The sequence below is a fragment of the Nonomuraea sp. NPDC001831 genome, from assembly GCF_042892035.1.
Taxonomy (GTDB): domain Bacteria; phylum Actinomycetota; class Actinomycetes; order Streptosporangiales; family Streptosporangiaceae; genus Nonomuraea.
The window spans coordinates 200966-220688 of the sequence record NZ_JBIATU010000005.1 but is presented as its reverse complement, the minus strand read 5'-3'; the positions used below and the strand labels follow the sequence as shown (position 1 = coordinate 220688).

General features: G+C 72.9%; 14 protein-coding genes. 5 read left to right on the top strand and 9 right to left on the bottom strand.

Annotated elements, in window-relative coordinates; all coding sequences use genetic code 11:
• Window positions 1-19 precede the first annotated feature (19 nt).
• Window positions 20-508 (bottom strand): carboxymuconolactone decarboxylase family protein, encoded by a 489-nt coding sequence (locus tag ACFYYW_RS18890; RefSeq protein WP_352324218.1) that lies wholly within the window; start codon window positions 506-508, stop codon window positions 20-22.
• A gap of 142 nt (window positions 509-650) precedes the next feature.
• On the opposite strand from ACFYYW_RS18890, the gene ACFYYW_RS18885 reads away from it, so the two are divergent.
• Window positions 651-1259, top strand: a complete 609-nt coding sequence (locus ACFYYW_RS18885) for a response regulator transcription factor (protein WP_352324217.1) — start codon at window positions 651-653, stop codon at window positions 1257-1259.
• 25 nt (window positions 1260-1284) lie between these two features.
• Here the strand turns inward: ACFYYW_RS18885 and ACFYYW_RS18880 are convergent, their stop codons facing one another.
• From ACFYYW_RS18880 to ACFYYW_RS18855, 6 genes are all read right to left on the bottom strand, one after another.
• Window positions 1285-3276, bottom strand: coding sequence for a prolyl oligopeptidase family protein (locus ACFYYW_RS18880; protein WP_387650230.1), 1992 nt, complete (start codon window positions 3274-3276; stop codon window positions 1285-1287).
• Window positions 3273-5024 (bottom strand): ATP-binding cassette domain-containing protein, encoded by a 1752-nt coding sequence (locus ACFYYW_RS18875; protein ID WP_387650228.1) that lies wholly within the window; start codon window positions 5022-5024, stop codon window positions 3273-3275. Before ACFYYW_RS18875 ends, ACFYYW_RS18880 begins: the two co-directional genes overlap by 4 nt.
• A gap of 37 nt (window positions 5025-5061) precedes the next feature.
• Window positions 5062-6726, bottom strand: coding sequence for an ABC transporter ATP-binding protein (locus ACFYYW_RS18870; protein WP_387650226.1), 1665 nt, complete (start codon window positions 6724-6726; stop codon window positions 5062-5064).
• 69 nt (window positions 6727-6795) lie between these two features.
• A complete protein-coding gene (locus ACFYYW_RS18865; protein WP_352327332.1) occupies window positions 6796-6927 on the bottom strand; it encodes a SapB/AmfS family lanthipeptide in 132 nt (43 codons plus the stop codon).
• Between the two features lie 5 nt (window positions 6928-6932).
• On the bottom strand, window positions 6933-9488 hold the full coding sequence (gene lanKC / locus ACFYYW_RS18860; protein ID WP_387650224.1) for a class III lanthionine synthetase LanKC: 2556 nt from the start codon (window positions 9486-9488) through the stop codon (window positions 6933-6935).
• A 127-nt stretch (window positions 9489-9615) separates the two neighbouring features.
• Entirely contained in the window at window positions 9616-10746 is a 1131-nt protein-coding gene (locus tag ACFYYW_RS18855) for a sensor histidine kinase (RefSeq protein ID WP_387650223.1), read from the bottom strand.
• Window positions 10747-10929: 183 nt separating this feature from the next.
• Between ACFYYW_RS18855 and ACFYYW_RS18850 the strand changes: the two genes are divergently transcribed.
• Both ACFYYW_RS18850 and polX read left to right on the top strand, forming a co-directional pair.
• Window positions 10930-11910, top strand: coding sequence for an aldo/keto reductase (locus tag ACFYYW_RS18850; RefSeq protein ID WP_387650221.1), 981 nt, complete (start codon window positions 10930-10932; stop codon window positions 11908-11910).
• 38 nt (window positions 11911-11948) lie between these two features.
• The gene (gene polX / locus ACFYYW_RS18845; RefSeq protein ID WP_387650220.1) at window positions 11949-13628 is read left to right on the top strand and encodes a DNA polymerase/3'-5' exonuclease PolX; all 1680 of its coding nucleotides are present in this window, start codon (window positions 11949-11951) and stop codon (window positions 13626-13628) included.
• A gap of 600 nt (window positions 13629-14228) precedes the next feature.
• Here polX and ACFYYW_RS18840 read toward each other — a convergent pair.
• Together ACFYYW_RS18840 and ACFYYW_RS18835 are read right to left on the bottom strand one after the other, a co-directional pair.
• Window positions 14229-14906 carry a hypothetical protein gene (locus ACFYYW_RS18840; protein WP_387650219.1) on the bottom strand — a complete coding sequence of 226 codons (678 nt, stop codon included), beginning with the start codon at window positions 14904-14906 and terminating at the stop codon, window positions 14229-14231.
• A gap of 838 nt (window positions 14907-15744) precedes the next feature.
• Entirely contained in the window at window positions 15745-16974 is a 1230-nt protein-coding gene (locus ACFYYW_RS18835) for a pentapeptide repeat-containing protein (RefSeq protein ID WP_387650218.1), read from the bottom strand.
• Window positions 16975-17624: 650 nt separating this feature from the next.
• Here ACFYYW_RS18835 and ACFYYW_RS18830 point away from each other — a divergent pair.
• Complete coding sequence (locus ACFYYW_RS18830) at window positions 17625-18356, top strand: hypothetical protein (protein ID WP_387650217.1); 732 nt, start codon at window positions 17625-17627, stop codon at window positions 18354-18356.
• Between the two features lie 172 nt (window positions 18357-18528).
• A complete protein-coding gene (locus tag ACFYYW_RS18825; RefSeq protein ID WP_387650216.1) occupies window positions 18529-19602 on the top strand; it encodes a sulfite oxidase in 1074 nt (357 codons plus the stop codon).
• The last annotated feature ends 121 nt before the right edge of the window (window positions 19603-19723 follow it).

The window sequence follows — 19723 nt, the reverse complement described above, 5'->3', positions numbered from 1 at the left end:
ACAGATGAGTGAGGGGGGCTCACTCCTCCAGCTGCACGCGGAACGCCCTGAGCACCAGCGCCAGCATGGCGTAGTGCGCGACCAGGACGACCAGCTCGATCCTGCGCACCTCGTCGTAGCGGTCGCACAGGGCGGCCCAGGTGGCGTCGGTGAGGTCGCCCGCGTAGTGGAGGTCGTCGGCCACCTGTAACACCAGGCGGTCCTCGACGGGCCAGAGGGCGTCGAGCTGGCGGACCGACTCGATCTCCACGTCGGTCAGGCCCACCTCGCGGGCGATGCGGGCGTGATGGGCCCATTCGTAGGCGCTGCCGCTGTGGAAGGCGGTGCGCAGGATGGCCAGCTCGCGGTCGCGGGCCGGCAGCGTGCCGTTGAGCAGCGCGCCGCCGAAGCGCAGCCAGCCCTGGTAGAGCGCGGGGTGCCGGCCCAGCGTCGTGAAGACGTTCTGGGGGTTCGCCTGCTGAAAGTCGTCCCATTCCGCAGGAGGCAGGGGCTTCACTCGAGGCTTCATGACCTTGAGCATTCCCCAAATGAGCGTCCACTTGTCGGCGGCGGCTTTACCGTCACTTAGGAGGACTTTCCACAGTGCGGGCTTTACGTCAGGATTGAGTGGCCCGCAGGACGTTGCAAGCCTGGTCGACCGCAAGGACCCCATGGTGATTCGAACGTTGCTCGCTGAGGACATGAACCTGGTACGAGGGGCGCTCGTGGCCCTGCTGGCCTACGAGGAGGACATCGAGGTCGTCGCCGAAGTCGAGCGGGGCGACCGCATCCTGGCCGCCGCCCAGTCGTGCCGTCCGGACGTGGCGGTGCTCGACATCGCCCTGCCCGGCATGGACGGGCTCGCCGCGGCCGGCGAGCTGCACGAGAAGCTGCCCGGCTGCGGCGTGCTGATCCTGACCGGCGTCGGCACCCCCGGGCTGCTGAAGCAGGCGCTGGAGGTGCACGTACGGGGATTCATGGCCAAGGACGCGCCGCCCGAGCGGCTGGCCGACGCCATCCGCCGGGTCGCCGACGGCGAGCGGGTCATCGACTCGGAGCTGGCCATCGCGGCCATGCGCCCGCCGGAGCCGCCGCTCACCCCCCGCGAGCTGGACGTGATCGGCGCGGCGGCCGACGGCGCCTCCATCGGCGAGATCGCCGCGTCGCTGTTCCTGGCCGAGGGAACGGTCCGGAACTACCTGTGCCGGACGACGGCCAAGCTGGGCGCGCGCAGCCGCATCGACGCCATCCGCATCGCCCGCGAGTCCGGCTGGATCTGACCTCCCTCCGCCGCCCCCGCCCGGCTCAGGCGCGGGTGTGGGCGGCCAGGAAGGCCAGGACGTCGGCGGCGAGCGCGATGGACCGGCTGACGGCGCGGGCCCCGTGGCCGACGTCGCGCTCGTGGCGCAGCAGGACGGGACGGGAACCGGCCCCCCTGCTCCCCTGGGCCCACTGCATGGCCGCGCACATCTTGCGGGCGTGCATCGGGTCCACCCGGGTGTCAGCGGCCGAGACGGTGAACAGCGTCGCCGGGTAGTCGGCGTCCGGCCGGACGTGGTGGTAGGGCGAGTAGGCCATCAGCCAGGCCAGGTGGTCGGGGTCGGCGGGGTCGCCGTACTCGCCGGTCCAGGACGGGCCGAGGCCGCTGAGGTGGTAGCGGGCCATGTCCAGCAGCCCCGCCGAGCAGACGGCGGCGGCGAACAGGTCGGGGCGCTGGGTGAGGGCCGCGCCGACGAGCAGGCCGCCGTTCGACTCGCCCCAGATGCCGAGCTGCTCCGGGGTCGTCCAGCCGTCGGCGACCAGTTTCTCGGCCGCGGCGACGAAGTCGTCGAAGACGTTCTGCTTGCGTTCCAGCATGCCGTCGCGGTGCCAGGACTCGCCCTCCTCGCCGCCGCCGCGCAGGTTCGCGATGGCCAGCACGCCGCCCGACTCCACCCAGGCCAGCGAGTCGGCCGCGTAGCCGGGCATGAGCGGGATGCCGAAGCCGCCGTACCCGTTGAGTATCGCCGGGCGGGGGCCCGAGCCGGCGGAGAGCGCGACCACGACCATGCGCACGGGGGTGCCGTCGGCCGAGGTGTACTCGACGTGGTGGCTCTTCACGTCGGGCAGCGCGACGCGGCCGGGCGGGGCGGCCCACAGGGTGGCGGCGCCGGTCCGGGCGTCGTAGCGCCAGATCTCGGCGGGGGTGACGGCGTCGGTGTAGGTGAACCAGGCCTCGTGGCCGCCCTCGGGCCGGGAGCTGAGCGAGGCGATCGAGCCGCTGCCGGGCAGGGGCACCTCGCCCAGCCGCTCGCCCGTCCTGGCGTCGTGCACGGCGATCTCGCCGACCGCGTGGCGGGTCCTGGAGACCAGCAGGCGGTCGCCGTCCAGCAGGGTGAACGCGCCGAGCACCGCCCGGGGGTCCTCGGGGACCAGCTCGCGCCACACCTCGGGCTCGGCCGGGTCGGCCACGCACAGCCGGCGCCGGGGGGCGTTGCGGTCGGTGAGCAGGTACAGGCGGCCGTCGGAGGCCACCGCGCCCGCCGTGCGCACGTGCGCCCCCTCCTGGACGACCCGCAGCTCCGGCCGGGCCGGGTCGCCGCCGGCCAGGTCCGCCAGCCAGAGCGAGTTGCCGGCCGTGCCGCCCGCGGAGATCGTCAGCCAGCGGCCGTCCGCGCTGAGCTGCACGCCGTAGGAGACCGGCCCGCCGATCAGGACCGGCACGTCGTCGGGGACGCCGAGCCGGTGCAGGTGCACGCCCTCGTGGAAGCGCACGTAGTAGAAGCCCTCGCCGCCGGGCAGCCAGGCGACCGGCGAGTAGCGGCAGCCGCCGATGGGGCCGTCCACGAGCTTGCCGGTGTCGACCTCCTCGACGTACAGGTCGGCCTTCTCGTCGCCGCTGCTGGAGATCTGGTAGGCGATCAGGCGGCCCTGCGGGTCGGGTTGCCAGTCGTCCAGGGTGGTCAGGCCGCTGGGGTCGCGCTCGGCCGGGTTCAGGAAGGGCCGGTCGTCGCAGTACAGGACCGGGTGCTCCTGGCAGCCGGTCTGCCGCAGGTGGAAGCGCCGGCCGCCGCGCCACACGGGCGGGGTGACCAGGCCGGTGACGCTCAGCTCGGTGAGCCTGGCCAGGAAACGCTCGCGGTCCGGCAGACGCGCGGCGGCCTCCCGCCACAGCCGGTCCTGGGCGGCCAGCCATTCCCCGGTCCGCGGGTCGAGGGGGTCCTCCAGCCAGCGGTACGGGTCGGGGACGTCCCGCCCGTGGAGGCGGTCGGTGACCGGTTGACGTTCGGCGGGCGGGTACTGGTCTGCAAATGTCATGACACGGGCTCCGGTTGCCAGTGGCCGGCCAGGTCGGCGTACAGGGGCGAGACCCGGATCAGCTCGTCGTGCGTGCCGATCGTGATCCGGGGTCCGTCCATGAGCAGGACGCGGCGGGCGCGCAGCGCGGAGGTGAGGCGGTGCGCGACCACGATGAGCGTGCCGCCCCTGGCCGCGAAGGCGTTCTCGGCCAGGGCTTCGGCGGCGGGGTCCAGGTGACAGGTGGCCTCGTCCAGGACGATCAGCGGGGCCTGGGTCAGGTGGGCGCGGACGAGGGCGATCAGCTGGCGCTGCCCGGCCGACAGCGCCGCCGGGTCCAGCGTGGCGTCGTACCCGCCCAGGCTCTCGACCAGGCCCGTGGCGCCCAGGGCGGCCACGGCCTCGTCCAGGCGGCCGGACCCGGGCGCGAGGTAGGCGAGGTTGTCGCGCAGCGTGCCGCGGAAGACGTACGCCTCCTGGGGGATGAGCACGCGGGCGGCGGGGTCGGCCCGGTCGGCGGGCACGCCGCCGACCAGCACCTCGCCCTCGCCGGGGCGCAGGATGCCGCTGATCAGGGCGGCGAGCGTGGACTTGCCCGCGCCGCTCGGGCCGACGACGGCCAGGTGCTCGCCCTCGGGGACGGTGAGGTCGAGGCGGTCCAGGACCGGCGCGGAGTGCGGGCCGTAGGCGAAGGTGACCGACCGCAGCGTGACGTCGCCGCCGGACGGACGGAGCTTCGGCGGGGCCGGCGGCTGGGGCGGCGCGGCGGCGGCGATGCGGCGCAGCGTGGCCACGAGCCGCACGCCGCTCACCCCGAGCCCCTGGACGAGCCCGCCGAGCGCGGGGGCCAGCGACTGGGTCACGTAGGCCAGCGCGCCGACGATCACGCCGGGCCGGGCGCCGCCGTCGAGCAGCCAGGGTGTGCCGGCGAGCAGCAGGACGACGGGCAGCCAGCCGCCGACGGCCAGCGCGGCGGTGCGCACCGAGGTCACCCTGGCCAGGGCGCGGGCGGCGTCGCGCTGCGCGCCGACCTGGCGGGACAGCCGCTCGTCCTCGCGGTCCTGCAGGCCGCACGCCTCGATGTCGCGCAGCCCGGCGGCCGTCGCGGTCATCGACCGGGCCAGCTCCTCGTCGGCCAGCAGGAACGCGCGCTGCCGCCGGGCCAGCGCGGGCAGCGAGGCCAGGAAGAACGCCAGCCCGGCCGCGAACGGCGGCAGCACCAGCACGAGCGTGCCCGGCGCCAGCGTCAGCAGCCCCAGCACCACGCTGACCAGCGTGAACGCGAACCCCCTGACCGTGGTGACGACGGCGGCGAAGGCGTCCCTGGCCAGCTCGACCTGGAGCCCGGCCCGCGCGGTGGCCGCGCTGTCGGGCCGCTCGTCGAGCGGGCGGCGCAGCGCTCCCTGCACCACCCGCGTCAGGAGGTCGTCGCGGAACGGCTCGGCCACGGCGGCCACGGCCAGCACCACCTGGCGGGCGCCGACGGCCGAGACCAGCCACGCCAGGCCGAGCGCCGCCAGCCAGGCCAGCCCGGTCAGCGGCCGGGCGCGGGCGAAGCCGTCCTCGATGGCGCGGGCGACGGCGTGCCCGACGAGGAAGGCGGGCGCGGCCTCCAGCACCGACCAGAGCAGGATGGCGACCAGCCGCCGCGGGTCGCGGAGGAGCGCCCGCCGGAACCCGGCCGGCGCGTCGGGGACCGCGGGGACGCCGGAGGCACCGGAAGCCGCGGGGACGCCGGAGGCCGCGGGGACGCCAGGGGCGGAGGTCATGGGCGGGCCTCCCGGACGGTGGCGGGGCGCGCGGGGGTCATGGGCGGGCCTCCTGGAAGACGGCCCGGTAGGCGGGGTCGCGCCACAGGACCTCGTGCGGGCCGGCGGCGCGCACCCGGCCCTCCTCCAGCCAGACGACCTGGTCGGCGCGGGCGGCGGTGGCCAGGCGGTGGGCGGTGATCAGGCGGGTGCGGCCCCTGGGGTCGCCGGTGAGCGCCCGGCTGACCTCGCGTTCGGTGACGGTGTCCAGGCTGGAGGTGGCGTCGTCGAGCACCAGCAGCCGATCCCCCCGCGCGAACGCCCTGGCCAGGCCGAGCCGCTGCCGCTCGCCGCCGGACATGGGCGTCTCGGCCAGCGGCGTGTCGTAACCGGCGGGCAGCCGGCGGACGAACCCGTCGGCGCGCGCCGCCATGGCAGCCTCCCGTCCCGCCTGGGAGCCGGGGGCGGCGCTGATCGCCTCGCCGACGGTCTCGCCGACCAGGACCGGCCGCTCGAAGGCGTAGCCGATGGCCGAGCGCAGGCCGTCGCGGGTCAGCTCCCGTAACGGGACGCCGTCGAGCAGCACGTCCCCGCGTTCCGGGTCGGTCAGGCGGCCGGCGAGCGCGGCCAGCAGGGACTTGCCCGAGCCCGACCGTCCCACCACGGCGGTGACGGTGCCGCCGGGGATCGTCAGGTCGCCCACGGTGAGCCCGTCGGCGGCGACGTCGCGGAACTCGACCGTGCCGGGGCCGGGCGGCAGCGCGCGGGCGCCGTGGCGGACCGGGGGCAGGGTCAGGACGTCGGCGACGCGGGCGGCGGCGGCCCGTGCCCTGGCCAGGCCGCCGACGTAACCGAGCGAGGTGCTGAGCGCGGCGCCGAGGGCGGCGTAGCGGGCGGCGGCGTACAGGTCGCCGACGGTGAGCCGCCCGGCGGCCAGCATGAACCCCCCGGCGGCCAGCACGGCGACCTCCAGCAGCGGGATCATCAGCCCCGACCGGACCCCGGCGGAGGCGTTCGCCCGCCACAGGGCCATGCCGTGCGCGCGCAGCCGGGGCAGGGGCGCCAGCACCCGCCGGGCCTCCTGGCCGGCGGTCCCGGCGGCGGCGATGGTGCGGGCGCCGTCGAGGGCGTCCACGAGGCGGGCCGCGATCTCGCCCTGGACCTCCTGGTAGCCGCCGGAGATGACGGTCGTGGCGCGCAGGAAGGCGCGCAGGACGAACACGATGAGGACGATGCCGGCCCCGAGCGTGAGGGTCAGCAGCGGATGGATGAGGGTGAGCGCGACCAGCGCGCCGGCGGTCGGCACCAGGAGGGCCAGGGCGCCGGTGACCGTCTCGGGGGCCCGTCCGGCCTCCTCGGCGTTCAGCCCGGCCCGGGTGACGAGGTCGCCCTCGGGGAAGCGTCGGGTGGCGGCCCGGCCGACGCCGAGCACGTGCCGCAGCACGCCGAGCCGCAGCCGGGCGGCCGCGTACGCGCTGCTCGCCCCTCTGGCCCAGGCGCCGAGGCTCTCGCAGAGCACCACCACGGCGACCACGCCCGCGCACAGCGCCAGGGCGGCGGCGGCCGCCGGCGAGCGGGCGAGGAGCAGGTCGAGCGTGCGGCCGACGAGGAACGGGACGGCCAGCTCACCGGCCGCGCCGGCGACCGCGGTGAGCGCCAGCACGGCGGGCCACGGGCCGCAGCGCCGTACGGCGTCCGTCACCAGGCGGTCTCCCGGTCCCACCTGCCGGCCTCCTTCGGACTCGGGAGGTCCCCGCGCCACCACGAAACGGCGCGGGGACCCTGTCAGCTATCAGTGGCACAGAGCGACACTGAGGTTGCTCGGGTGACCCGAGTGACACGTGAGAGCAGTGAGCGAGCTGCCGCCGCTGGCCACGTCGCTGGCCGCGGGAGCCTCCAGACCCTGCAGGTCGAGAAGAACCATGTTCTTTACACCTCCTTCCGCGGTTGATCGTGCGCAGGCCGCTCTGGTGCGGCCTCCAGGAACGGCAGGCGTGCCGGCTGGTCTCCCAGCACCGCCCCGAGGGCGAACAGCACGCCGGCCGTACCGGTCGCGAAATCCATGGACAGGCGCAACAGCCCGTCGCCGGGGAAGGCCAGGCCGCCGCCGTAGGGCATGGCGTGCCAGGTCAACCCCTTGATCAGCTCGCGGGCCACCGGATCTCCGGCGAGTGCCGCGATGATGCCCGCGCGGCCGGTGAACAGCCCCGGCTGGACGAAGAACCCGGAGCGGGCGACCAGCTTGAGCCGGTCGAGCTCGGCGGCGAGTTCGTCGTCGTCGCGGTGCGCGAGAAAACGTCCGAGCACCATGGCGATGCCCACGGAGCCCTCGTCCAGGTAGGGCAGCATCCGCCAGCCCTGGTTCACCTGGAGCGAGCCGTCCTCCGAGGCCCGGCAGCGCCGCAGGTCCTGCCTGAGCGCGATCTCGGCCAGGTCGAGCAGCGCCCGGTCGCCGGTGTGCTCGTAGGCGTGCAGGAAGAGCAGGGCGGAGCCGGACGAGCCGTACATGAGGCCGGCTCTGGGATTGTCGCCGCCGCTGATCTCGGGCACGTCCTCGGGGCCGCCGAGGCGGTCGGCGCAGATGTCCACCGCGCGCATGGCGTGCCCGGTCAGGGCGGGCTCGGTCCGGCCGAGGCGCAGGAGGTTCAGCCCGATGCCGGGCAGGCCGGAGAACAGGGCCGTCTCCAGGCGGTCCCACTGCTCGCGCAGGGCGATGTCGACGACGTCGAGCGCGTCCTGGCGGTGTCCGAGCCGGTCGAGGACGTGGGCGATGCCGTGCAGGCCGTCGTACAGGCCGATGCCGGAGCCGGCGGCGGGGCGCAGGGCGCGCTCGCGCAGCCAGGTCTCGTACTCGGGGAAGGGCCCGAGGCCGGTGGCCGACAGGGCGAGCAGCACGCCGGCCGCGCCGGTCGCCACGTTGAGGCCGCCGCCGGGCTTGAACTGGGCGACGTCGCCGGGGAAGAGGCGGTCGTCGCGCTCGGGGGTCGCGCTGGCCCGGATGGCCCGGCACATCGCCTCCCGCAGCTCGGCCCAGGTGGCCGTCCCCGGCATCGGCACGGGGGTCTCCACGGCCTGGTCACCCGCGATGGTCGCGGCGGCGGTGTCCATGAAGGCACCGGGGACGGGGAAGGTCTCCTTGACGATCCGCGCGAGCTGGACGATCTTCGGCCGGTGGATCGGCAGCATGATCGTGCACTGCGGGGCGAACAGGGCGAAGCGCAGGCAGGCCAGCGCGTACCGGTCGACCTCGACGCCGTGGCGGTCGCGGGGGGCGGCGAAGGCGGGATGCGCCAGCGCGGCCCTGGCCCGGTCCGCGGCGAGGGTGGCGACCTCGTAGTCGATGAGCACGACCCGGCCGTCCTCGGTGAGCAGGATGTTGTCGGGGTGCAGGTCGCCGAAGACGACACCGCGTCCGTGCAGCGACTCGACGGCCTCCTCGACGCTCTCCAGGGTCGTGGTGGCCCAGGCGGTGTAGTCGGCGAGGTCCTGCGCGTCGCAGGTGGCCCGGGTCAGCGGGAAGCGGCGCACCAGCCGCCGCTGGAGCGGGGTGCCGTCCACGAACTCCTGGACGAGGAAGTGGTGGCCGCCGATGGTGAAGTAGTCGCGCAGCTCGGGGGCGGCGGGCAGGCCGGCCAGGCGGCGCAGCATGTCGCGCTCGTGCTCGAGCCTGGCGACCGCGTCCCGGCCGGCCACGTCGAGGCCGGCGTGCGGCCTGCCCTCCTTGAGCACCACCCGCTCGTCGGTGCGGGTGTCGCGGGCCAGGTAGACGCCGCCGCCGTTGGAGAAGTGCAGCACGCTCTCGATCCGGTACGGCAGCCCTTCCATGGTCACCGCGTTGCGCGCGGCCAGGTGGGGTTCGAGGAACTCGGGCAGCGTCGTCCAGGGCGGCACCGAGAACGTCGCGCCGCGCACGTCGGGGATCAGCTTGCCGTCGCCGTCCTCCAGGGCCAGCACCCGCTCCCCGGACGGGGACAGGCAGTGCCGCTCGGCGAACCCGCCGTACCGGACGAACATCGGCCCGTCGCCGTAGCGCAGGTCGCTCAGGATGTACGGCCCCTCGACGCCGCGCAGCAGCTCGTCGAGCTCCTTGAGCACGAGTTCGAGCTGCCCCTCGTCCCGGGGGTAGATGGTGACCAGCTTGCCGCTGGAGGCCCGGGAGGCGGCCTTGGAGTTGACCATGACCAGCACCGCCGGGCCGCGCAGGAACTTGAAGGCGACCCCGCGGGGCACGCAGTAGTCCCACACGGTGTCGACGACCTTCTCGGCGTCCTCGACGCGGGCCGACACGTGGATCTTCCAGCCCTGGGCCGGCAGGGGCGCCTCGCCGGTGGGCATGTAGTACGCCCAGGTGTCGCTGAGGTCGTGGGCCCAGCCGTCGGGGACGGGCCGGCGCAGGTGGGCGAAGTCGACGTCCGCCGCCGTGCTGTGGTCGGGAGTGTCGTAGAAACACTGGTCCACAAGGCAGTAGAGCTCGTACTTGTCCATTTGGCGCGGCCCTCCGAGGCGGTGTGCTTGAAGCTTGCCGCACCCGCGCCGGGTCGGACTAGTAACACGCAACATGCGCCATATATGGCTATGAAATGTGCATTGATGCGTTTTTCACAAATGGTAATTATTTGCGCGGGGCATAAACGCTGAACGAGAATTCCCCGCTGCGCGACGTGGACGCCTCCAGCCAGCCGCCCAGCGCCGAGACGCGTTCGGCCAGGTTGAGCAGGCCCTGACCGGCGTCTCCCGGCCGGCGCGGCGGGCGTACGCCGTCGTTCCTGATGGTCAGGCGGACCACATTGTCGCGTTCCATGAGCTGGATCCAGCACTGTCCGGCCTCGGCGTGCCGCAGCACGTTCGTCACCCCCTCGCGCAGCACGTGGGTGAGAGCCTCCTCCACGTCGGGGTGCAGGTCACGGCAGGCCACCCTGATCTGGCAGCGCACCCGCGCCGACTCCAGCAGCGCCCGCGCCGAGCCCAGCTCGGCCGCCAGCGAGGAGCTGCGCAGCCGGCCGTGCGCGACGGCCCGGACGTCGGCCGACAGGTCGCGCAGCAGTTCGAGCGTCTCGCCCACCTCCTGCCGGGCCTTCTCGTCGCCCTCGGCCACCAGGCGCTGGATGAGCTGCGCCTTCAGCGTCAGGACGGTCAGCCGGTGCCCGACCAGGTCGTGCAGGTCGCGGGTGAAGCGGCGGCGTTCCAGCGTCACGGCCTGGCGCATGACGTCGGTACGGGCCCCCGACAGCCGGCGCACCCGGGCCAGCAGGCTCAGCAGCGCGAACTCCACGACGCCGATCAAGGGGGTGACCAGCGCCCACACCGGCTCGACCCGCCAGGAGCCCGGCGCGGCCAGCAGCACCGGCCCGCACGCCAGCGCCAGCGCCACCAGCACGACCGACCTGATCCGGGACGCGACCACGAGCAGCGCGCCGGCCAGCAGCCCGCACACCGGCGTCCAGGCCGGCCCGAGCACCGCGAGCGGCACGTACGTCAGCCACGCCTGGACGGCCACCAGCCACCACGAGCCGGCGCGGCGCGCGGGCTCCTCCAGGACGAACCTGACGTGCAGCGTGAGCAGGACGGCCAGCGCCACCGACCCCTCGACCACCAGCCCCGACCCGGCCAGCCCGGCCTGCACCGGGATCACCAGCCCGACGCCCCCGGCCGCCAGGCCGAGCCCGCCGGCCCAGCCGGGGGACGTCAGGACGTGCGCCCTGGAACGTAATCGGGGCGCCGGGCCACGGCGTGTGGCGTCCACCTCACCCCCCGCATGCGGTTGACGTGACGGGACAGTACGCGTGGCGAGTGCGCTCACCGCTCCCTCGTTCCTCTAATCGACCTGACACGGCGACCTTGTGTAAAGACCGAGGCCGCTTCCGGACACGCTGACTTCCCACCCCACAAGGGGTTAGGCAGTTCATATCAGTCATAGGGTGTCGGTATGGATTACATGCGACTTGGCACCACGGGTATGAAAGTTTCTCGCATCTGTTTGGGGATGATGAGCTACGGCGATCCGGCCCGGCAGGAATGGGCATTGCCGGAGGAACAGGCCGAACCGATCATCCGGCGGGCCGCCGACGCGGGCGTGACGTTCTTCGACACCGCCGACATCTACAGCCGCGGCCAGAGCGAGGTCGTCACCGGGGCCGTGCTGCGCCGGATCTTCCCCCGCCGCGAGGACTACGTGCTGGCCACCAAGGTCTACTTCCCGATGGGCCGGGGCGCCAACGACGGCGGGCTGTCGCGCAAGCACATCCTCGCGGCCGTCGACGCCTCGCTCGCCCGGCTCGGCACCGACTACGTGGACCTGTACCAGATCCACCGGTGGGACGACGAGACGCCCATCGAGGAGACCATGGAGGCGCTGCACGAGGTGGTCAGGTCGGGGCGGGCCCGCTACATCGGCGCGTCCACGATGTGGGCCTGGCAGTTCGCCAAGGCCCAGCACGTCGCCGAGGCCAACGGCTGGACGCGGTTCGTCTCGATGCAGAACCACTACAACCTGCTCTACCGCGAGGAGGAGCGCGAGATGCTGCCCCTCTGCGCCGACCAGGGCGTGGGCGTGATCCCGTGGAGCCCGCTCGCGCGCGGCGTGCTGGCCAGGGCGGGCGCGGCCGGCCCGGCGGCCTCCGCGACCGCCAGGACCGGCTCCGACGCGCGCATCGACTTCCTGTACGACCCCGACAACGACCGGCGCATCCTCGACCGGGTCGCCCAGCTCGCCGCCGAGCGGGAGCTGCCGCCGGCCCAGATCGCCCTGGCCTGGCTGCTGCACCAGCCGGGCGTCACCGCGCCGATCGTCGGGGCCACCAAGGACGGCCACGTGGACGACGCCGTGGCGGCCGTCGGGGTGGAGCTGTCGGACAAGGAGCTGGCGTTCCTGGCCGAGCCGTACCGGCCGCGGGAGGTCAAGTTCTGAGCACCGGGATTGTCGGCCGGAGATCCTAAGGTAGGGGCATGCGGGCTAATGAGGAGGCGGCGGCGGCGCTGCAGGAATACGCGGAGCTGTTCGCGCTGAGCGGCGGCGACGCCTTCCGGGTGCGGAGCTACCAGAAGGCGGCCAAGGCGATCGCCGGGTTCCCCGAGGACATCTCGGAGGTCGACGTGCGCGGCGTCCCCGGCGTCGGGGAGGCCATCGCCAAGAAGATGGAGGAGTTCCTCCAGCGCGGCAGCTTCCGGCAGCTCGACGACCTGCGGGGCCGCGTGCCCGAGGGCGTGCGGCGGCTCACCCGGGTGCCCACGCTCGGCCCCAAGACGGCCATCATGCTGTTCGAGGACTACGGCATCGACTCCACGGTGGCGCTGAGCGAGGCCATCACCTCCGGCCGGCTCGACGGCGTCAAGGGCCTCGGCCCCAAGACCCTGGCCAACCTGCTCAAGGGCATCGAGCAGCTTGAGCAGGCGGGCCGCCGGGTGCACATCGGCGTCGCGATGGCCCTGGCCGAGCAGGTCATCGGCTCGCTCGAGACCGAGCGGGTCGCGTACGCGGGGTCGCTGCGGCGGATGAAGGACACGATCGGCGACATCGACATCCTGGCGGTGGCGCCCGAGTCGATCATGGCCGACTTCCGCGCGCAGCCCTACGTCGCCGACGTGATCGCCGCGGGCGAGAAGAAGACCTCGATCCGCACGACCTCCGGCGTCCAGGTCGACCTGCGCCTGATCCCGGCCGGGTCGTGGGGCGCGGCGATGCAGTACTTCACCGGCTCCAAGGAGCACAACGTGGCCATCAGGGAGATGGCGGTGAAGAAGGGCTGGAAGCTGTCGGAGTACGGGCTGTTCGAGGGCGAGCGGGTGATCGCCGCCGAGTCCGAGGAGGACATCTACGAGGCGCTCGGCATGCAGTTCGTGCCGCCGCCCATGCGGGAGGACGGCGGCGAGGTCAAGGCGGCGCTGCGCGGCGAGCTGCCGGTGCCGGTGGAGCTGGCCGACCTCAAGGGCGACCTGCACACCCACACCGACCTCACCGACGGCATCGCGTCCCTGGAGGACATGGTGGCCGCCGGCGCCGCGCGCGGCTACTCCTACTACGCGGTCACCGACCACGCGCCCGACCTGGCCATGCAGCGCATGACCCTGGACAAGGCGCTGGAGCAGCGCGGGCGGGTGGCCGAGCTGCAGAAGAAGTATCCGCACATGCGCATCCTGCACGGGTCGGAGCTCAACATCGCGCCCGACGGGTCGGTCGACTGGCCGGGTGAGGTGCTGCGTGAGTTCGACGTGTGCGTGGCCTCCGTCCACTCGCACTTCGGCATGTCGCGGGAGGAGATGACCCGCCGGTTCATCACCGCCTGCGAGAACCCGTATGTGGACATCATCGGCCATCCGACCACGCGGAAGATCGGCAAGCGGCCGCCGGTCGACGCCGACTGGGACGCCGTCTTCCGGGCGGCCGCCCGTACGGGCACCGCGATGGAGATCGACTCCTACCCCGACCGCTCCGACCTGCCGGCCGACCTGGTGCGGCTGGCCAAGCACCACGGGGTGAAGTTCTCCATCGACAGCGACTCGCACGCGATCCCCCACCTGGCCCACCAGCGGTTCGGGGTCGGGATCGCGCAGCGGGCCTGGCTGACGGGCGACGACGTCATCAACACCTGGCCCCTCGACCGCCTCCTGGCCTTCCTCGGCCGCTGACCCTCCCCCGTCCCGAGCCGGGGCGGGAGGCGGGCGCGGCCCCACGTCAGCGGTGCGGGGGTCGGGCGCGGCCCCGCATCAGGCTTCAGGGGGCGGGTGCTGCCCGCGTTGGTACGCGGCCCGCCAGAGGTGCCGGTCGGGTGCGGCCCGCACCCAGCGCGGGCCGCACCCGAGCCTCGACGGGGGCATCCGCCGCAGATGGTCGCGGCCCTTCTCCAGGAGCGGGCATCGACAGACTTACTGCTCCCAAATCTGCACTTAACACCCAAACCCGGACATTTGCCGCAACCTGGGCGCAGCTCCGCTCCTTGAAAGCGGGCCGGCGCACACACCCGCCGCCCGGCCGAGCGCCACGCACCGCCCCCTCCGACGGACAACACGCGCACGACTCCGCCGCGCGGGCGACGCCCCCAGACCCTTCTGACGCCCGCCCGGCCTGCGTGCACATGAACCCCGCAGGCAGCACGGCCCCACCCGCGGACGGCGCACCCGGGTGCCTCCCGACGCGCACACAGGCCCCTCCCACGGCCCCCACCCACAGGCAGCGCGCGCACGACCCCACCCCGCAGACGGTGTGTGCAGCCCCTCCCCTGGATGGCTTCAGTCGGTCAGGCGCGCCCGGACGACGCCGTCACTCGCCGGCTCGGCCACCAGCCGGGCTCCGGGCCGCAGGACCGGCAGCCCGGCCCGGAGCCGCTCCAAAAATTCGTCGACGTCCAGGCAGCGGCCCTCCGCGTCGACGACCTCGGGCACGAACGCCTCGACGATGCTGTCCCCGACGGCGAATTCGGCGTCGTCGTCATCGTCGTCGTAATTGTTCACCCAGCGCCCGCCGGGGGCGTACACGTCCATGGCGTGGTCGTAGTCGATCACCCAAGGGGCGTCAACGGTCCCGGTCCGCAGAGAGCCGTGGTTGTACCAGCCGTAGACCAGGTGGGTGAAGGCGCCGTCGTGGATGTAGATCTCCGCTTCGCCGCCCTCCAGGGTCTCCGCCTCGGTGTGACCGCCGACGTACAGCCCGGGCCGGTCCTCGTAGAGCGCGATCGGGCCGTTGACCTTCAGGTCGCCGGTGACCACGATCAGCTCGACGTCGCCGCCGCGCAGTTGCTTGACGGCATCCAGGAAATCCCCGTCGAGGGTGAGGTCGCCGTCGAAGAACAGCACCTCACGGTAACCGGGCGACGCTCCCGCCCCCTCGAACACAGTGGACAATGCGCCGCCCAGGCGGGCATCGGCATCGGCATAGGACAGGGACGCGGGGATGGCGGAGATCGGCATGGGGAAGAGCGTAGGTCCGTGTACTGACAGTCCGGCGCACGCGACAAGCGCTGGACGGCCTCACGTGCCGAGGCCTGTGCGGCCGTTCGCGCCTCCTCCAGTGCGACGGCCCGGGTCTCGGCGACCTCCGCCCGCGCCATGGCGGCTTGGGACGCAGACTGCGCATCGGCCAGCCGGCCGCGCGTCTCCTCCAGGCGCCGCGCTGCGGCGGCCAGGTCCTCGCGTTGCCGTGGCGTCTCCTCAGCGTGACGCTGTTGCGCCTGGTCCAACTCGGCGCGCAGGCGGTCGACTCGGCACGGGCTTGGGCCGCGGCGGTCTCGGCGGCGCTCTTGGCCTCCTGCAGAGCGACACCTGGGCCCGGACGACGGCCAAATCCTTGTCGAGATCTCGGTTCGCCTTGGTCAGCTCCTGGTTGCTGCGCTGGCCGCCGTCCATGGCCCTTCCAAGCCACAGAGGCGGACACAACGTCATCGACGACCTGGTGGACGCCACGGGAGCCCGTTAGCGCAGCGAGCTTTCAGCTGCGCCCTGGAGGCTCACCTGCTGCCTCGCCGCCGCCGATAACGTCGCTCCGTCAGTTGTGGAAGTACGCCTCTGACGGAGGGAGCAGCAAAGCCGGTTCCGGGTTGTCCACCGCCCGGCTGCTACCTGCTACCGGCCTGTTCAGGGCGCGGTTTGGGTGCTGGCGAGGGTGCTTCCGGAAGCGGGGAAGGCCGCTGCCGGAAGCATGTGACCTGCAACGCACCTGGCCGGGACTCTGCAACATTAATCTGGCCGCATCTCACGCGTGGTGATGGCGCCCGGCTTCCGAATCGTCGATGCCGATCAGCGCCAGGAGTTACGGGCCGCCTTGGGTATCATCGCGATCAGAGCCGGGACCACCGTCTTTCGACAACTGCCCATCCTCCGGGCCTGAGGCAAGTTGCAGCGTCTGCCATCCGTCTGCGGTTTCCTCGACATGCCAGGCCAATGGCCACACCCGTGGTAGGGCGTCAGCAACCGGCGCCAGCCGAACACGGTCCAGTTCGGCTCTCTCCAGCCCCGTCGCTCCTGCGAACAGCGCAGCATTGGTGAAGGTGACACGACTGAACGAGGAAGTACCGGCAAAGGCAGCGTTCTCGAACCCAGCGGGTCCGTGAAAGGTGGCCCTTGAGAACGCGGCTTCGCCGGAAAAGGTCGCCTTGCCGAAGAAGGCCCTGCGGGTGAAGGTCGCCTTATAGAACGAGGCGTCGTCGGTGAAGTGCGCCTTGCCGAATCCAGCGTCGCGGATAAAGGTCACCTGGTTGAACACGGCGGCACCGATGAAGGTGGCGTCATCGAACCAGGCACTGCCTACGCTGCCGCTGCCGATGTTGAAGTCGATGAGAGTGGCGCCGACGAGATCGAGGTGCATATCGGGCCAGTGGCGGAAACTGGGGTCAGCGGGGCGGGATTGCCACCAGCGATGTGAGGCGGGGCGGTGGTAGCGCATGTGTTCGGCCAGAATGCGCTGGGCGGTGAGACGGACCTGCCGTTCTTCGTGCGGGTCCCTTCTGGCGGACGCGGAGGTACTGGCGGGCTCCGCAGGAGGGGTTCCGTCGGCGGGAGGCGTGTATGGCATGCGTAGATACGCGCAGATCACGTCTACGACCGTCTGGCGCAACGCCGGGGCGTCTTGGGCCAGGCGTTCCAGAGCATGCAGACCGCCCAGACGGACAGGCGCCTGCTCGTTGCCGAGCTGCTCGACGGCCTTGGTGTACAGCTCGGTCACCCGCCGTTCGGCGGCATCGTGCGCAGTATGCGCTGCCGTCAGCTCCTGATGGCGCTGTCGTCGTACGGCCAGCAGCAGCGTCACCGCGGCGCCCATACCGGCGGCGGCCGCCAGCGCAGTACGAAACGCCTCGATCCGAGCCGAAATCTGCTCGCCCGGTGGCAGCTTGCCCAGGTCCTGGAGCAGCCAGGCGGCGGTGCCCCAGGCCGCCGCTCCGATCAGGAGGGCAGCCGGTAAGGCCCACCACCACATCGACCGAGGCGGCCGTAGTTCGGGCGGTTGGGTAAATGGCCTGGGAGAGCGCGGGAAGAGATCCATACGCCGATTTCACACCACGTCACGCACAGGGGCTGGCTCATCTCAGCGCCTACCCTCCGGTAGCATGCGCCCAGCTCCCCACGGACGGCGTGCGCAAGGCCCCTCCGGCGTGCGGCGTATGCAGGGTTCCTCAGGAAGTGTGCACGTGGCCCCGCCGACAGATGGCGCGCGCACGGTCGTCTCAGCAGATGACGCGCGCAGGAGTCCTCCTGCGGCCGGTGCGCCAGGAAGCCAGGCCGGCAGCCTGCGCAGCACCCGTCCGGTGGAAGGGGACGGGGTCCGGCTGGTGGCGGGACAGCGCCCGGCCGTTGGCGGGTGCGCGCGTAGATCCTTCTGCTTCGCTAGCTTGGACGGCGATGGAGGACAACCAGCCCCCGCGCCCCGCAGCCCCGGACCCGGCCTCTGTGCCCAGGCCCGTCGACTCCGCCGCCGGGACACCCAGCAATCCAGCCGCCCCTCCCGCCGCCGCGCCTGATTCCAGCAAGGATCCCGCCGCCGCCGCTGACTCCAGCAAAGGTCCCGCCGCCGCCGCTGACTCCAGCAACGATCCCACCGCGGCTGGTTCCAGCAGCGGTCCCGCCGTCGGGGTGCCGGGCGGTCCTGCCGGGGCGTCCGCGCCGCGCCTCAGGACGGGGCGTCGGAGACGGTGGGTGTGGAAGGTTGTCGTCGGCGTGCTGGTCGGGCTGGTGTTCGCCGCTGTCGGCGGGGTCGCCCTGGCCTACCCCTCGCTGGCCGCCACCACCTGCCCCGGCTGCTACGGCCTGACCGAGCTGAGCCCGGGGGTGCACGTCGAGGACGGCCTGACCCCCGCCCAGCGCGCACGAGCCGGCGAGGTGGCCGACCAGGCCGCCCGCCGGGTCACCGCCTTCTACGGCGACCGCCGCAGCTCCCCCGACCTGCTGGTCTGCCTGACCGAGGCGTGCTACCGGCGCATCGGCGGCGGCCAGGAGCGCGGCGTCGCGGTGCTCAACCGGTCGGTCATGCTCTCGCCGCGCGGCCTCGACCCGGTGATCGCCTCCCACGAGATGTCCCATGTCGAGTTGCACGCCAGGCTCTCCTCCTCCGCCGAGGTGCCCCAGTGGTTCGACGAGGGGCTGGCGGTGGTGGTCTCCGGCGACCCCCGCTACCTGGCGCCGGAGTCCGCGTCGGAGTCCGCGTCGGATCCCGCGCCGGACCGCTGCCTGGTGGCGCCGTCCGGGCCGCTGCCGGTGACGCTGGAGGAGTGGCTGCGCGCGGCGAGCGCGGACCCCGCCACGTACGCCAGGTCGGCCTGCCGGGTGAGCCGCTGGCTGGGCGAGAACGGCGGCCGCGCCGCGCTGCTCGGCCTGGTGACCAGGCTCAACGCCGGCGAGCCGTTCTCCGCCCTCGTCCGGACGCGCTGACGAACCACCCCGAAAGGCACGGTTGCCGCACCCGTGCCGCTGGGTAGGTCTTCGTACGGCTGGAACGGTCCCAGGATCGGGACAGCATTCGGCAAGCACGCGCACGCGGAGACAGCGCGAGGAGATTAAATGGTTTCCAGGTAGGAAATACGTCTTGCGAGAGGTGGCTCCCATGAAGCAAGTCGCGGCGACGATCGTCAAGCCGCTGCCCGACCACCTGTTCCGGGTGCACGACGGGAACGCGGAGATGCGGTGGGAGGCGATGTCCGGGGTTGGCTACCACACGCCGAACGACCGCTTCTTCGTCCGGAACCACACCGCCACCCCGCTGATCGACGCCGCCGGCTGGCAGCTCCACCTGCACGGCGCCGGGCTGCGCGGGCCGCGCGCCTTCACCTACGACGAGCTGCTGTCGATGCCCTCGCGCACCCACGACGTGGCCATCGAGTGCGCCGGCAACGGCCGCGCCTTCTACGGCACCCAGCAGGGCGACCCCGCGCCCGGCACCCAGTGGGGCCTGGGGGCCGTCGGGGTGGCGAGGTGGCGCGGCGTGCCGCTGCGCCACCTGCTCGCCGAGGCCGGCCTGCGTCCCGAGGCCGTGGACGTGCTGCCCACCGGCCTCGACGCGCCCTTCGAGTACCACGGCCACGTGCGCCGCCCGCTGCCCGTCGCCAAGGCGGTGCGCGACGTGCTCGTGGCGTACGAGATGAACGGCCGGCCGCTGCCGCCCGACCACGGGTTCCCGGTGCGGCTGGTGGTGCCGGGATGGGTGGGGATCGCCTCCATCAAGTGGCTGGGCGACATCGAGGTCTCGACCAGCAGGCTGTTCACGCCGTGGAACACCGTCTTCTACCGGGACGTCGCGGCGCAGCCCGTGAAGAGCGCCTTCGAGCTGCCCTGGGACGCCCGGCTGCCGATCCGCGGCCCGCACGCCTGGCGCGGCCGTCCGGGGCCGCACGTGCTGCGCGGCCGGTCGTGGTCGGGGCGCGGGCGGATCGTCGCGGTCGAGGTCAGCTTCGACGGCGGGCAGTCCTGGCAGCCGGCCGAGCATCACGGCCCGCACCTGGTCGGGGCGTGGTTGCCGTGGCACGTCCAGTGGGCGCCGAAGCACACCGGGCCCGCCGTGCTGATGGCCAGGGCCACCGACGAGACCGGCGCCACCCAGCCGCTGCGCACGCCCAAGCACCCCTTCGGCTACTCCTTCGACGCGGTCGTGCGGCATCCGGTGCAGGTGGTCAACGGATAGATAAGTGTCACGAACACGGCTGAGCTGGCCGTTCATCCGAAAGTGGTCCGGAGGTGTGCATTTCATCTGAAAGACTCTCGCGGAAACGTTACGGAAATGACACCGTGCGAGGCTTTCGCAC